Here is a 13,613-nt window from a genome sequence, read left to right as displayed (position 1 = left end):
GGCCCGCGATGAACCGCCGCCAGATACACAGCGTGGGCATCGACATCGGCACCACCACCACTCAGGTGATCTTCTCGCTGCTGGAGCTGGTCAACCGCGCCGGGGTATCGCAAGTGCCGCGCTACGAATTCTCGCGCCGCGACATCGTCTACCAGAGCCCGGTGGCCTTCACGCCGCTGGATGAGGACGGCCGCGTGCGCGAGGACGAACTGATGGCCTTCATCCGCGCGCAATACCAAGCCGCCGGCCTCGCTCCCGGCGAGGTGGAATCCGGGGCCATCATCATCACTGGAGAAACCTCCAAGGCGCGCAACGCCCGCGACACGGTGCTGCGCCTGTCCGAAACCCTGGGCGACTTCGTGGTGGCCAGCGCCGGCCCGCATCTGGAGTCGGCCATCGCCGGCTACGGCTCGGGCGCGGCCGAGCTGTCCGAACGCGAAACCAGCCGTGTCGCCAATATCGACATCGGCGGCGGCACCGCCAACTACGCGGTATTCGAAGCCGGCCGCTTGCTGGACAGCGCCTGCCTGAACGTGGGCGGCCGCCTGCTGGAGGCCGACGCCGACGGCGCCACCCGCCGCCTGCACGCTCCGGCCCGCGCCATCTGCGCCGAGCTGTTCGGCGCCGGCTTCAACGCCGCCGCGCTGGGCCCGGCCGAGCACGCGCGCGTGGCCGAGCGCATGGCCGAGCTGCTGTGGGAGGTGCTGCTGGGCCGGCCTTCGGCGCTGGCGCGCCAATTATTGATGACCGACGCGCTGCAGGCCGGCCGCCCGTTCGACGCGGTGCTGCTGTCCGGCGGCGTCGGCGAGTGCTACCGCCACCCGCCGACCAAGCCCTACGCCTTCGGCGACATCGGCCCTCTGCTGGCGCGCGCCATCGCCGCCCATCCCGGCCTTGGCGCCCAGCCGCTGCGCGCCGCCGCGCAAACCGTGCGCGCCACGGTGATAGGCGCCGGCGCGTACACGCTGTCGCTGTCCGGCAGCACCATCTGGCTACGCGGCCTGAGCCTGCCGCTGCGCAATATCCCGGTGGCCCATCCCGATCTCAATTGGGCCGACTTCAGCCCCGGCGCCCTGACGGACAGCCTGGAGCGGGCGGTGCGGCGGCTGGACCTGAACCCGGCGCAAGACCTCTACGCGCTGGCGCTGCCGGCCGACCTGCCCATCGCCTACCGGGCGATAGACGCCTGCGCCGGCGAGCTGGCCGAATTCTCCCGCCGTTTTCCGCAACAACGCCCCTTGCTGGCCTTGTCCCGCAGCGATCTGGGCAAGGCGCTGGGCATGCTGCTGCAACCGGCGCTGGCCGGCCGCGAGCTGGCGGTCATCGACGAAGTGGCCACCCGCGCCGGCGACTACATCGACATCGGCGCGCCGCTGTTCGGCGGCGACATCGTGCCCGTCACCGTCAAATCGCTGGCCTTTCCAACATCCAAAGAGGTTTGATCATGAAACTGAAGACGCATTTATTCGGCAAGACCTATCAGTTCCGCGACGTCAAGGAGGTGTTGGCCAAGGCCAACGAGCCGCGCTCCGGCGACATGCTGGCCGGCGTGGCCGCGCAAAGCGCGCAGGAACGCGTGGCCGCCAAGCAGGTCCTGTCCGAGCTGACCCTGGCCGACCTGCGCGAAAACCCGGTCATTCCCTACGAGGAGGACTGCGTCACCCGGGTGATCCAGGACGACCTCAACGAGGCCGCCTACGCCCGCATCCGCAACTGGAGCGTGGGCGAGCTGCGCGAGGCGGTGCTGGGCGACGACGCCGAGGCGCTGGACTTCCTGCGCAAGGGACTGACCTCGGAAATGGTGGCGGCGGTGGCCAAGCTCTGCTCCAACGCCGACCTGATCTACGGCGCCAAGAAAATGCCGGTGATCAAGCGCGCCAACACCACCATAGGCCTGCCCGGCCGCTTCAGCGCGCGCCTGCAGCCCAACGATACCCGCGACGACGTGAAAAGCATCGCCGCCCAGATGTTCGAAGGGCTGTCCTTCGGCATGGGCGACGCGGTGATAGGCGTCAACCCGGTGACCGACAACGTGGAAAACGTGCGCCGCATCCTGGACACCATCTACGACGCCATCGACAAATACCGGATCCCCACCCAGGGCTGTGTGCTGGCGCACATGTCCACCCAGATCGAGGCCATCCGCCAGGGCGCACCCGGCGGGCTTATCTTCCAGAGCATTTGCGGCAGCGAGAAAGGGTTGAAGGAATTCGGCGTGACGCTGGAGCTGCTGGACGAGGCACGCGAGGTGGGCCGCCAGCACAACCGCATCGCCGGCGACAATTATCTGTACTTTGAAACCGGCCAGGGCTCGGCGCTGTCCGCCGGCGCCCACAACGGCGCGGACCAGGTGACGATGGAGGCGCGCAACTATGGCCTGGCCCGCCACTACGACCCCTTCATCGTCAATACCGTGGTCGGCTTCATCGGCCCGGAATATCTGTACAACGACCGCCAGATCATCCGCGCCGGCCTGGAAGACCACTTCATGGGCAAGCTCTCCGGCATCTCGATGGGCTGCGACTGCTGCTACACCAACCATGCCGACGCCAACCAGAACTCCAACGAGAACCTGGCCATCCTGCTGGCCACGGCGGGCTGCAACTTCATCATCGCCATGCCGCTGGGCGACGACATCATGCTGAATTACCAAACCACGGCCTTCCACGACACCGCCACCATCCGCCAGTTGCTGGGCCTGCGCCCGGCGCCGGAATTCGAAGCCTGGCTGGAGACCATGGGGCTGATGGAAAACGGCCGGCTGACGCGCCGCGCTGGCGATGCCTCCTTCTTCTTCTGACTTGGAGCCCATAACCATGGACAAGCAGCAAATCGACGAAATCGTACGCGCGGTGATGACCCAACTGGCGCAGCCCGCGCCGGCCGCCGCCCCCGACGCCGCCAAAGCGACCCCGGTCAGCGCCGAGGAAGCCCTGCCCGACCTGGGCGGCGAGGACTTTCGGCTATGGATGGGCGTGGCCGCGCCCCAGCGCGCCGAAGTGCTGGCCGAATTCCGCGCCAACACCGCCGCCCGTGTCTGCACCGGCCGCGCCGGCCCGCGTCCGCGCACCACCGCGCTGCTGCGCTTCCTGGCCGACCACTCGCGCTCCAAGGACACCGTGCTCAAGGAGGTGCCGCAGCAATGGGTGGAGGAAAAAGGCCTGCTGGAGTTGCAAAGCGAGATCGACAACAAAGACCAGTATCTGACCCGCCCCGACATGGGCCGCCGCCTGAACCAAGCCTCGCTGCAGCTGTTGAAAACTCGCTGCAAGCAACGGCCGCAGGTGCAGGTAGTGGTGTCCGACGGCCTGTCCACCGACGCCGTCACCGCCAACTTCGACGAAATCCTGCCCCCGCTGCTCAAGGGGCTGGAAAGCGCCGGCCTCGACGTCGGCACGCCCTTCTTTGTCCGCTACGGCCGGGTCAAGGTGGAAGACCAGGTGGGCGAAACGCTGGGCGCGCAGGTGGTGATCCTGCTGGTGGGAGAACGCCCTGGCCTCGGCCAATCGGAAAGCCTGTCCTGCTACATGGTGTACGCCCCCAACGCCGCCACGGTGGAGGCGGACCGCACCTGCCTCTCCAACATCCACCGCGGCGGCACGCCGCCGGTGGAAGCCGCCGCCGTCATCGTGGACCTCGCCAAACGCATGCTGGAGAAGAAGGCTTCCGGCATGGCGTTGAACCGTTAAAGGAGACCGTCATGGCAGTTCTGGACCTGATCAAACCCAGCGTGAAGGCAGTGCGCCTGATCGCCTCGGCCCAAGCCGACCTCAAGGCCGCGCTCAAGCTGCCCGCCCACATCAACAGCCTGGGCCTGCTCACCGCCGATTCGGACGATGTCGCCTACATTGCCGCCGACGAGGCCACCAAGCAGGCACAGGTGGAAGTGGTGTTCGGCCGCTCGCTGTACGCCGGCGCGGCGCACAGCTCCTCGCCCACCGCCGGCGAAGTGCTGATCATCCTCGGCGGCGGCTCGCCGGCCGAGGTGCGCGCCGGACTGGATTCGATGATGGCCACCATCGCGGACGGCCCCGCCTTCCGCTGGGCCAACGAGGCAGAGGACTGCGCCTTTCTCGCTCACGTGGTCTCGCGCAGCGGCTCCTATCTGTCCGCGCAAACCGGCGTGCGGCTGGGCGAGCCGCTGGCCTATCTGATCGCGCCGCCGCTGGAAGCCACCTTCGGCATCGACGCCGCGCTCAAGGCCGCCGACGTGCAATTGGCCAGCTATGTGCCGCCGCCGTCGGAAACCAACTACTCCGGCGCCTTCCTCACCGGCAGCCAGGCCGCCTGCAGCGCCGCCTGCCAGGCCTTCACCCAGGCGGTGCTGGACGTGGGCCGCCAGCCTATCACCCTGATGTAAGCGGAGGCCGCAGATGATCAATGCCTTGGGCTTGCTGGAAGTCAGAGGGCTGGCCACCGCCATCGAGGCGGCGGATGCCATGCTCAAGTCCGCGAACGTGCGCCTGTTGCGGCAGTGGCGCACCGATCCCGGCATGATCTCGCTGGTGGTGGAGGGCGACCTCGCCGCCTGCCGCGCGGCGCTGGACGCCGGCGTCGCCGCGGCGCGGCGCTTGGGCGAAGTGGTTAGCCGCTGCGAGATAGGCCGGCCCGATCCGGACACCGAAATACTGGTGGACGCGATGCTGCGGCCGCCGGACTCCGTGGCCGCGCCGGCCGCCGCCCTGGACGAGGCGGCGGTGCTGGCCCGCATCGCCGCGGAGCCTGGCGGCATGAGCCTGGTCGACCTGCAAACCGCCTTCCCCTTCGTCGGCCTGAATCGCGGCTGGCTGCAGGCGCAATGCCGCGCCGGCACGCTACTGCGCCGTCGCGGCCGCTATTTCCGCGCCGGAGGCAAGCCATGATCAGCGCCGATCAGATCCGCCAGCGGGTGGCCGCCGCCGGCGTCGTCGGCGCCGGCGGCGCGGGGTTTCCCGTCGCGGTCAAATTGGCGGCCCGTGCCGACACTTATCTCGTCAACGGCGCCGAATGCGAGCCTCTGCTCAAGGTGGACCAGCAACTGGCGGCGCGCGAGGCGGCGGCGCTGCTGCGCGGCCTGCGCCACGGCATGAAGGCCACCGGCGCGACCCAGGGCGTGATCGCTCTCAAGGCCAAGTACCGCGAGGCCATCGCCGCGCTGACGCCGCTGCTGCCCGCCGACGTGCGCCTGCACATTCTGGAGGATATCTACCCGGCGGGCGACGAAGTGATCACCATCTGGCTCGCCACTGGACGACGCGTGCCACCGGCCGGCTTGCCGCTGGACGTGGGCGTGGTGGTCAGCAATGTGCAGACCCTGCTCAATGTGGCGGCGGCGGTGGATCAGGAACGGCCGGTCACACGCCGCACCCTGACCGTCAACGGCCTGGTTAAGCAACCGCTGACGCTGACCCTGCCGCTGGGCACGCCCTTGCGCGAGGCGCTGGCGCTGGCCGGCGGCCCCAGCCGCGAAGATGTCGCCTACATCGACGGCGGCCCGATGATGGGCAGGCTGCTGCCCTCGCTGGATTCACCGGTGACCAAGACTACCGGTGGCCTGCTGGCGCTGCCGCGCGACCATCTGCTGATCCGCCGCCGCCAGCGCGGCGACGCGGCGCAACTGGCGATGGCGCGCACGGTGTGCGAGCAGTGCTGCCTGTGCACCGAGCTGTGCCCGCGCCATCTGATCGGCCATGAATTGCCACCGCATCTGATCGTGCGCGCGGTCAACTACCGCCACGCCGGCCCCAGCCCGGACACCGTGCTGGCGGCGCTGACCTGCTCGGAATGCGGTGTCTGCGAAGCCTACGCCTGTCCGGTGGATATCTCGCCGCTGCGCGTCAACCTCCTGCTCAAGGCCGAGTTGCGCGCCCAGGGACTGCGCTACCAGGGCGCACTGAGGGCTGCCGATCCGATGGCTCGCCATCGTCTGGTGCCGGTATCCCGCCTGATCACCCGCCTCGACCTTGACTTGCTCAACCACAAAGCGCCGTTCCAGGCCCTGGCGTACCGTCCCGAGAAGGTGGTGCTGCCGCTGCGCCAGCACATCGGCGCGGCCGCGCAGCCCTGTGTCGTGGCCGGAGAGCGGGTACGCGAAGGCCAGTTGATCGCCTCCATGCCCCGGGGCGCGCTGGGCGCGGCCCTGCATGCCAGCGTGGACGGCGTCGTCGTCGCGCTGGACGCTGAAACCATCGTCATTCAAAGCTCGGAGCCCACATGCATCACGCCATCGCCCTGATAGAACTGAGCAGCATCGCCAAGGGCATCGAAACCGCCGATGCGATGCTCAAATCCGCCAATGTGGAGCTGCTGACGGCCAAGAGCATCTGCCCCGGCAAATTCATCGTGCTGGTGGGCGGCGACGCCGCCTCGGTCGAGCAGGCCGCGGCGCAGGGCCGACAAGCCGCCGGTCACCTGCTGGTCGACCATGTCGCCATCGCCAGACTGCACCCGGACGTGCTGCCCGCCATCAGCGGCGTGACCCGACTGGAGCAAGCCGCGGCGGTGGGGGTGGTGGAAAGCTATAGCGTCGCCGCCTGCATCGAGGCGGCGGACCTGGCCGCCAAGGCGGCGGAGGTGACGTTGATCCGCATTCATCTGGCCTTCGGCATCGGCGGCAAATGTTATTTCGTCCTCAGCGGCGATGTGGCCGCCGTGGCCAGCGCCATCGAGGTCGCCGCGCACAGCGCCGGCGAGAAAGGATTGCTGGTGCAGCAAACCGTCATCCCCCGCCCCGCTCCGGCGCTATTGGCCAGCTTGCTGTAAGCGGCATCGCCCGCATACGAAAGGGAAACACCATGTCAGGCCCCACTCCAGGATCCGGCCCCTTGCACCAGTTGCGCACGGCCAGCCCTCCGCCCCGGGAGCCACTGGCGCCGCTGGGCGCCGAGGTCGGCGTCAAGCACCGCGAAACCAGCAATAGCTTTGAACAAGCATGCGCGATCACGGCCTGGCAACAACTCTACGATCAGTTGTTGCCAGGCCTTTTTTTCGGCCATGTGAAGGAGTTGTGGCTGGATCAGCTGCAATGCTTCGAGGAGTTCACCAGCCGTGCGCTGCGCCAGTCCTGCGTGGTCTGGCCGAACGCCTACTGGTTCGGACTGCCCTGCCCCGACCAGCCCGGCGCGGCCCGCGACGGCGGGCAGATGGGCAATGGCGCCATCGCCATCAGCACTGGCGGCGAGGACTTCGAACTGACGACGCCGGACAATTTCCGCATCATGGGACTGGTGGTGCCGCAAGCGGAACTGGATGAATACGCCAGGCTGACCCTGGACGGCGGGCTGCCTTTATCGCTGCAAGACCGGCCGCTGCTGCAGCTGGACCCGGAGCGTAAGCGCGACTTCATCCTGCGCCAGCACCAGCTGTTGATCGAGGCAGAACGCAGCCGGCTCGGGCCGGCCGACATCACCGCCTACCGCTTCATGCGCCACGAATTGCTGGACGGCCTGACCGAGTTGCTGGCCAGCGCCTTGCCGGTGCCCGCGCAGCAACGCAGCCTGCGCAGCCACTGGCGCCTGGTGCGCAAGGCGCGCGATTTTGTGATGAGCCAGCCGGACGAAGCGCTGGTGGTGGCCGACCTATGCCGGCACCTCAACCTCAGCCGGCGTACCTTGCAGAATATCTTTCAAAACACGCTGGGACTGTGTCCGTTGGCCTACCTCAAAAGCATGCGCCTGAACGCGGTGCAGCGCGAACTGCTCTGCCCGGACTCCCGCTATCACACCGTGCAAGACATCGCAGCGGCCTGGGGTTTCTGGCATATGAGCCAGTTCGCCACCGACTACAAGCGCTTATTTGGAGAAAGGCCGTCCGCCACCCTGCTGCGGCGTGCCGGCGGCGCGGACTGAGCCGCGCGGCTCAGCTCTTTTTCTGCGGCCGCTTCCAGCCCGGCACCGTGACCTGGCGCGCGCGCGCCACCGTCAGTTCGCCGGCCGGCGCGGTCCGGCTGATCACCGAGCCGGCGCCTATGGTGCTGTAGGATTCCAGCGTCACCGGCGCCACCATCAGGGTGCCGGAGCCAACGAAGACATGGTCGCCGATCACGGTCTTGAATTTGTTGACGCCATCGTAGTTGCAAGTCACCGAGCCGGCGCCCACATTCACCTTGCCACCGATCTCGGCGTCGCCGATATAGCTCAGGTGGTTGACCTTGGAGCCCTCGCCTATCGTGCTCTTCTTCACTTCGACGAAGTTGCCGATATGCACATGGCCGGCCAGTTGCGCGCCGGGACGCAGCCGCGCGTAAGGCCCAATCCGGCACGCCTCGCCCACCACCGCGTCTTCCAGATGCGAGAACGGCGCGATCTTGGTGCCGGCGGCCACTTTGACGTTCTTCAACACGCAATGCGCGCCGATTTCCACCTGACCGCCCAGTTCCACCGCGCCTTCGAACACGCAGCCCACGTCTATGCTCACGTCCATGCCGTGGCTGAGTTCGCCGCGGATATCGATGCGCGCCGGGTCCGCCAGCGTGACGCCGGCCTCCAGCAAGGCTTGCGCCTGGTTGCGCTGCAAGATGCGCTCCAGTTCGGCCAGCTGCACCTTGTTGTTGACGCCGGCCGCTTCCCAGCTGGCGTCCACGCTGGCGCTGTCCACGCTCACGCCGTCCGCCACCGCCAGGGCCAGCACATCGGTCAGATAGTATTCGCCCTGGGCGTTGCCGTTATTGAGCGCGGCGAGCCAGCCGGACAGCCGCGCATTGGGCAAGGCCATCATGCCGGTGTTGATTTCACGGATCGCCAGTTGCTCCGGCGTGCAGTCCTTGTGCTCGACGATGGCCTGGAGCTTGCCGTCCGCGCCGCGCACCATGCGGCCGTAACCGCTGGCGTCATCCAGCACGTCGGTCAGCACCGCCATGCCCGCGCCGGCGGCGTCGGACAAGCGATGCAGCGTGTCCGCCTTGGTCAGCGGCACATCGCCGTACAGCACCATGGTCTTGCCGTCCCGCGGCAGGTGCGGCAAGGCCATCTTCAGCGCGTGGCCGGTGCCCAGTTGCTCGGCCTGTTCCGCCCAGATCAGGTCCGCGTCCGGGATAGCGGCCCGCACTTGCTCGCCGCCGTGGCCGTACACCACGATCAGCCGCGCCGGCTTCAGCGCGCGCGCGGTGCGGATCACCCGCGCCAGCATCGGCTCGCCGCCTATGGGGTGCAATACCTTGGGTTTGGAGGAGTACATGCGCTTGCCCTTGCCGGCAGCGAGAATGACGATGCTGAGACTATCCATGGTTTTTTCACGACTCGAAAAACGGAAAAAGGCTGCCACTTGCGTGGCAGCCTACTATACACGATTACATCTCTTATCAGTGGGCGCGCTTCTTGAGGAAATCCAGCGCCTTCAACTCCGCGATGGCCACTGCCAGAGCAGCGTGCGCCTTCGCGGTGGAGAGGTCGTCGGTGGCGCGCTTGAGGGAATCCTCCGCAGCGCGTTTTGCCTCATTGGCGCGGGCCTCGTCGAGATCCTCGCCGCGAATCGCCGTATCGGCCAGCACGGTGATCAGGCTGGGCTGCACTTCCATCATGCCGCCAGACACTGCCACCAGAACTTCTTCGCTGCTGCCCGGCACTTTCAGACGCAGCACGCCGGGCTTGATACGGGTCAGGAGCGGCACGTGTTGGGGATACACACCGATCTCGCCTTCGGTAGCCGGCGCAACCACGAACTCAGCTTCGCCGGAGAAGATCATTTGCTCGGTGCTGACCACTTCCACACGCATCTTGGACATCAGCCCTCTCCTTAGTTAAGGGTCTTGGCTTTCTCGGCAGCTTCTTCGATCGAACCCACCATGTAGAACGCTTGTTCCGGCAGATGGTCGTACTCGCCAGCGAGAATGGCCTTGAAACCCTTGATGGTTTCGCGCAGCGGCACGTATTTGCCCGGCGAGCCGGTAAATACTTCAGCCACGTGGAACGGCTGGGACAGGAAGCGCTGGATCTTACGGGCGCGAGCCACGACCAGTTTATCTTCCTCGGACAGTTCGTCCATACCCAGAATCGCGATGATGTCGCGCAGTTCCTTGTAACGCTGCAGCGTGGACTGCACGCCACGGGCTACCGTGTAGTGCTCGTCGCCTACCACCAGCGGATCCAGCTGACGCGAGGTGGAGTCAAGCGGATCCACCGCCGGGTAGATACCCAGCGAAGCGATGTCGCGCGACAGAACCACGGTGGCGTCCAAGTGGGCGAAGGTGGTCGCCGGGGACGGGTCGGTCAAGTCATCCGCAGGCACGTATACGGCCTGGATGGAGGTGATCGAGCCATCGCGGGTCGAGGTAATGCGCTCTTGCAGACGGCCCATTTCTTCCGCCAGCGTCGGCTGATAGCCCACGGCGGACGGCATACGGCCCAGCAGAGCGGACACTTCGGTACCGGCCAGAGTGTAGCGGTAGATGTTGTCCACGAAGAACAGCACGTCGCGGCCCTTGCCGCTTTCGTCCTTCTCGTCGCGGAAGTGCTCGGCCATGGTCAGACCGGTCAGCGCCACGCGCAGACGGTTGCCCGGCGGCTCGTTCATCTGGCCGTACACCATCGCCACTTTGTCCAGTACGTTGGAGTCCTTCATCTCGTGATAGAAGTCGTTGCCTTCACGAGTGCGCTCACCAACGCCGGCAAACACGGACAAACCGGAGTGTGCCTTGGCGATGTTGTTGATCAGTTCCATCATGTTCACGGTCTTGCCCACGCCGGCGCCGCCGAACAGGCCCACTTTGCCGCCTTTGGCGAACGGGCACAGCAGGTCGATCACCTTGATGCCGGTTTCCAGCAGGTCGGTGGCGGGGGACAGTTCGTCGAACTTCGGAGCGGGCTGATGGATGGCGCGGCGAACATCGGTCGCTACCGCGCCGGCTTCGTCCACCGGGTTGCCCAAGACATCCATGATGCGGCCCAGGGTGGCGCTGCCCACCGGCACCGAGATCGGTGCGCCGGTGTTGATTACGCTCATGCCACGCTTCAGGCCGTCAGAGCTGCCCATGGCGATGGTGCGCGCTACGCCGTCGCCCAGCTGCTGCTGGACTTCGAGCGTCAGGTCGGCATCAACCAGCTTCAGGGCATCATAAACCTTTGGCATGGCGTCGCGCGGAAACTCCACGTCGATCACCGCGCCAATGATTTGTACGATTTTACCTTGGCTCATTATCGGTTCCTAAACATTAAACTTTTTCAGTCTGCGACGGCTTACACCGCTGCGGCGCCTGCCACGATTTCAGACAATTCGGTAGTGATCGCCGCCTGACGCGCCTTGTTGTACACAAGTCGCAGTTGCTTGATCGTGTTACCGGCGTTGTCCGTGGCGGATTTCATCGCCACCATGCGGGCAGCTTGCTCGGAGGCCATGTTCTCGGCCATCGCCTCGAACACTACCGACTCGATATAGCGTTTGACCAGGAACTCCATCACGGCAAGCGCGCTCGGCTCGTACAGGTAATCCCACGAGTGCGAGTGCTCCACCACCATGTGTTCCGAGGTCAGCGGCAGCAGCTGTTCAGTCGCCGGCTCCTGCTTCATCGTGTTGATGAAACGGGAGTAAACGATGTAGAGCGCGTCCAGTTCGCCTTCGGCGTACTGCTTGAACAGCACCGTAAGCGGGCCAATCAGTTTTTCCATCTTCGGCACATCGCCGAGCTGGGTTGCGCTGGCCACAACGTTGAGGCGCGCGCGCTGGCATGCGGCCAGGCCTTTTTGGCCCAGGCAGCAGACATCCACTTCGATGCCCTGGTCCTGCAGATCCTTGACTTGGGCGAAGAAGCGCTTGAGCGTATTCACGTTCAAGCCGCCGCACAGGCCCTTGTCGGAGGTCATCAGGATGATGCCGGCGCGTTTGACTACGTCGCGGCTTTGCAACAGCGGGTGCTCAAGATCCGTGTTCGCCTGAGCAAGGTGCGCCATGACTGTGCGCACCTTCTCGGCGTAAGGACGGGCAGCGCGCATACGCTCTTGCGTTTTGCGCATCTTGGAGGTCGCCACCATTTGCATTGCGCGAGTGATCTTCTGCGTGTTTTGCACGCTTCGGATCTTGGTGAGAATCTCTTTGCCGACTGCCATTCCTGAACCTTTCCTAGTAACTGTTTGCGTTAACCGAAAAGACTCAGTTGTAGCTGAAGCCAGCCTTGAACGATTCCATCGCCTTGGCCAGGATTTTCTCGTTGTCGCCGGACAGATCGCCGGAAGCGTTCACCGCGGCCAACACGTCGTGGTGGTTCGCGCGCACATAGGCGAGGAACGCCGCTTCGAAAGCCAGGGCCTTCTTCACCGGAACGTCTTCGTAGCTGCCCTTGTTCACAGCCCACAGGGTCAGCGCCATTTCGGCGGTGGCCAGCGGCAGGAACTGCTTCTGCTTCATCAGCTCGGTAACCACTTCGCCGTGTTGCAGTTGCTTGCGGGTAGCCTCGTCCAGATCGGAAGCGAACTGCGAGAACGCAGCCAGTTCACGGTACTGGGCCAGGGCCAGACGGATACCGCCGCCCAGCTTCTTGATCACCTTGGTCTGCGCGGCGCCGCCAACGCGGGATACCGAGATACCGGCGTTGATGGCCGGACGGATGCCTGCGTTGAAGAGGTCGGTTTCCAGGAAGATCTGACCGTCGGTGATCGAGATCACGTTGGTCGGCACGAAGGCGGAAACGTCGCCGGCCTGGGTTTCGATGATGGGCAGCGCGGTCAGGGAACCGGTCTTGCCTTTCACTTCGCCGTTGGTCAGCTTGGCCACTTCGTCTTCATTGATGCGGGAAGCGCGTTCCAGCAGACGGGAGTGCAGATAGAACACGTCGCCAGGGTAGGCTTCGCGGCCCGGCGGACGGCGCAGCAGCAGCGAAATCTGACGGTAGGCGACGGCTTGCTTGGACAGGTCGTCGTACACGATCAGCGCGTCTTCGCCGATGTCGCGGAAGTATTCGCCCATCGCGCAGCCGGAGTACGGGGCGATGAACTGCAGCGCGGCGGCTTCGGAAGCGGTCGCGGCCACCACGATGGTGTGGCCCAGCGCGCCGTGTTCTTCCAGCTTGCGCACCACGTTGGCGATGGAGGAGGCCTTTTGGCCAATCGCCACGTAGATGCATACTACGCCGGTGCCTTTTTGGTTGATGATCGCATCCAGCGCCACCGCGGTCTTGCCGGTCTGGCGGTCGCCGATGATCAGCTCGCGCTGACCGCGGCCAACCGGAACCATCGAGTCGATGGCCTTCAGGCCGGTCTGCATCGGCTGGGATACCGATTGACGCGCAATCACGCCCGGCGCGATCTTTTCGATCGGGCTGGACAGCTTGGCGTTAACCGGGCCCTTGCCGTCGATCGGCTGACCCAGGGCGTTGACCACGCGGCCAATCAGTTCCGGACCAACCGGAACTTCCAGAATGCGACCGGTACAAGTGACTTCGTCGCCTTCCGAGATGTGCTCGTACTCGCCCAGAACCACGGCGCCGACAGAGTCGCGCTCCAGGTTCATCGCGAGGCCGAAGGTGTTGCCCGGGAATTCGAGCATTTCACCCTGCATCACGTCTGCCAGGCCATGGATACGAACGATGCCGTCGGTCACGGAAATCACGGTACCTTTGGTACGGGTTTCTGCGCCTTCGGCCAGGTTCTGAATCTTCGCCTTGATCAGATCGCTGATTTCAGAGGGGTTCAACTGCATGATCTCTC

At 65.6% G+C, this 13,613-nt stretch carries 13 protein-coding genes; 8 read left to right on the top strand and 5 right to left on the bottom strand.

Features of this window, described 5'->3' with window-relative positions; translation table 11 throughout:
• Positions 1-8 precede the first annotated feature (8 nt).
• The 8 genes from VI26_RS12240 to VI26_RS12205 are packed head-to-tail and all read left to right on the top strand — an operon-like array spanning position 9 to position 7,826.
• Positions 9-1,442, top strand: coding sequence for an ethanolamine ammonia-lyase reactivating factor EutA (locus tag VI26_RS12240; protein ID WP_048410032.1), 1,434 nt, complete (start codon positions 9-11; stop codon positions 1,440-1,442).
• A gap of 2 nt (positions 1,443-1,444) precedes the next feature.
• Positions 1,445-2,800, top strand: a complete 1,356-nt coding sequence (locus tag VI26_RS12235) for an ethanolamine ammonia-lyase subunit EutB (protein ID WP_048410031.1) — start codon at positions 1,445-1,447, stop codon at positions 2,798-2,800.
• 16 nt (positions 2,801-2,816) lie between these two features.
• Positions 2,817-3,689 carry an ethanolamine ammonia-lyase subunit EutC gene (gene eutC, locus VI26_RS12230; RefSeq protein ID WP_048410030.1) on the top strand — a complete coding sequence of 291 codons (873 nt, stop codon included), beginning with the start codon at positions 2,817-2,819 and terminating at the stop codon, positions 3,687-3,689.
• 11 nt (positions 3,690-3,700) lie between these two features.
• A complete protein-coding gene (gene eutL / locus VI26_RS12225) occupies positions 3,701-4,360 on the top strand; it encodes an ethanolamine utilization microcompartment protein EutL (RefSeq protein ID WP_048410029.1) in 660 nt (219 codons plus the stop codon).
• Between the two features lie 13 nt (positions 4,361-4,373).
• Entirely contained in the window at positions 4,374-4,862 is a 489-nt protein-coding gene (locus tag VI26_RS12220) for a BMC domain-containing protein (protein ID WP_048410028.1), read from the top strand.
• Complete coding sequence (locus VI26_RS12215) at positions 4,859-6,214, top strand: 4Fe-4S dicluster domain-containing protein (protein ID WP_048410027.1); 1,356 nt, start codon at positions 4,859-4,861, stop codon at positions 6,212-6,214. The genes VI26_RS12220 and VI26_RS12215 overlap by 4 nt, the downstream gene beginning before the upstream one ends.
• Positions 6,193-6,741, top strand: coding sequence for a BMC domain-containing protein (locus VI26_RS12210; protein WP_048410026.1), 549 nt, complete (start codon positions 6,193-6,195; stop codon positions 6,739-6,741). Before VI26_RS12215 ends, VI26_RS12210 begins: the two co-directional genes overlap by 22 nt.
• Positions 6,742-6,773: 32 nt before the next feature.
• On the top strand, positions 6,774-7,826 hold the full coding sequence (locus VI26_RS12205; RefSeq protein ID WP_082151032.1) for a helix-turn-helix domain-containing protein: 1,053 nt from the start codon (positions 6,774-6,776) through the stop codon (positions 7,824-7,826).
• A gap of 10 nt (positions 7,827-7,836) precedes the next feature.
• On the opposite strand, the gene glmU is transcribed toward VI26_RS12205, so the two are convergent.
• The 5 genes from glmU to atpA all read right to left on the bottom strand — a co-directional run bounded on the left by glmU (position 7,837) and on the right by atpA (position 13,605).
• Complete coding sequence (gene glmU / locus VI26_RS12200; protein WP_048410024.1) at positions 7,837-9,201, bottom strand: bifunctional UDP-N-acetylglucosamine diphosphorylase/glucosamine-1-phosphate N-acetyltransferase GlmU; 1,365 nt, start codon at positions 9,199-9,201, stop codon at positions 7,837-7,839.
• Positions 9,202-9,277: 76 nt separating this feature from the next.
• Positions 9,278-9,700: a F0F1 ATP synthase subunit epsilon gene (locus VI26_RS12195; RefSeq protein WP_019103740.1), complete on the bottom strand. Its 423-nt coding sequence runs from the start codon at positions 9,698-9,700 to the stop codon at positions 9,278-9,280.
• Positions 9,701-9,711: 11 nt separating this feature from the next.
• The gene (atpD, locus tag VI26_RS12190) at positions 9,712-11,109 is read right to left on the bottom strand and encodes a F0F1 ATP synthase subunit beta (protein ID WP_048410023.1); all 1,398 of its coding nucleotides are present in this window, start codon (positions 11,107-11,109) and stop codon (positions 9,712-9,714) included.
• A 41-nt stretch (positions 11,110-11,150) separates the two neighbouring features.
• A complete protein-coding gene (gene atpG, locus VI26_RS12185) occupies positions 11,151-12,017 on the bottom strand; it encodes a F0F1 ATP synthase subunit gamma (protein ID WP_048410022.1) in 867 nt (288 codons plus the stop codon).
• Positions 12,018-12,060: 43 nt separating this feature from the next.
• Positions 12,061-13,605 carry a F0F1 ATP synthase subunit alpha gene (gene atpA, locus VI26_RS12180; RefSeq protein ID WP_048410021.1) on the bottom strand — a complete coding sequence of 515 codons (1,545 nt, stop codon included), beginning with the start codon at positions 13,603-13,605 and terminating at the stop codon, positions 12,061-12,063.
• Positions 13,606-13,613 lie beyond the last annotated feature (8 nt).

Source organism: Chromobacterium sp. LK1, from assembly GCF_001043555.1.
Lineage (GTDB): Bacteria > Pseudomonadota > Gammaproteobacteria > Burkholderiales > Chromobacteriaceae > Chromobacterium > Chromobacterium aquaticum.
The sequence above is the reverse complement of the archived record's forward strand: the minus strand, read 5'-3'. Positions and strand labels throughout refer to the sequence as shown.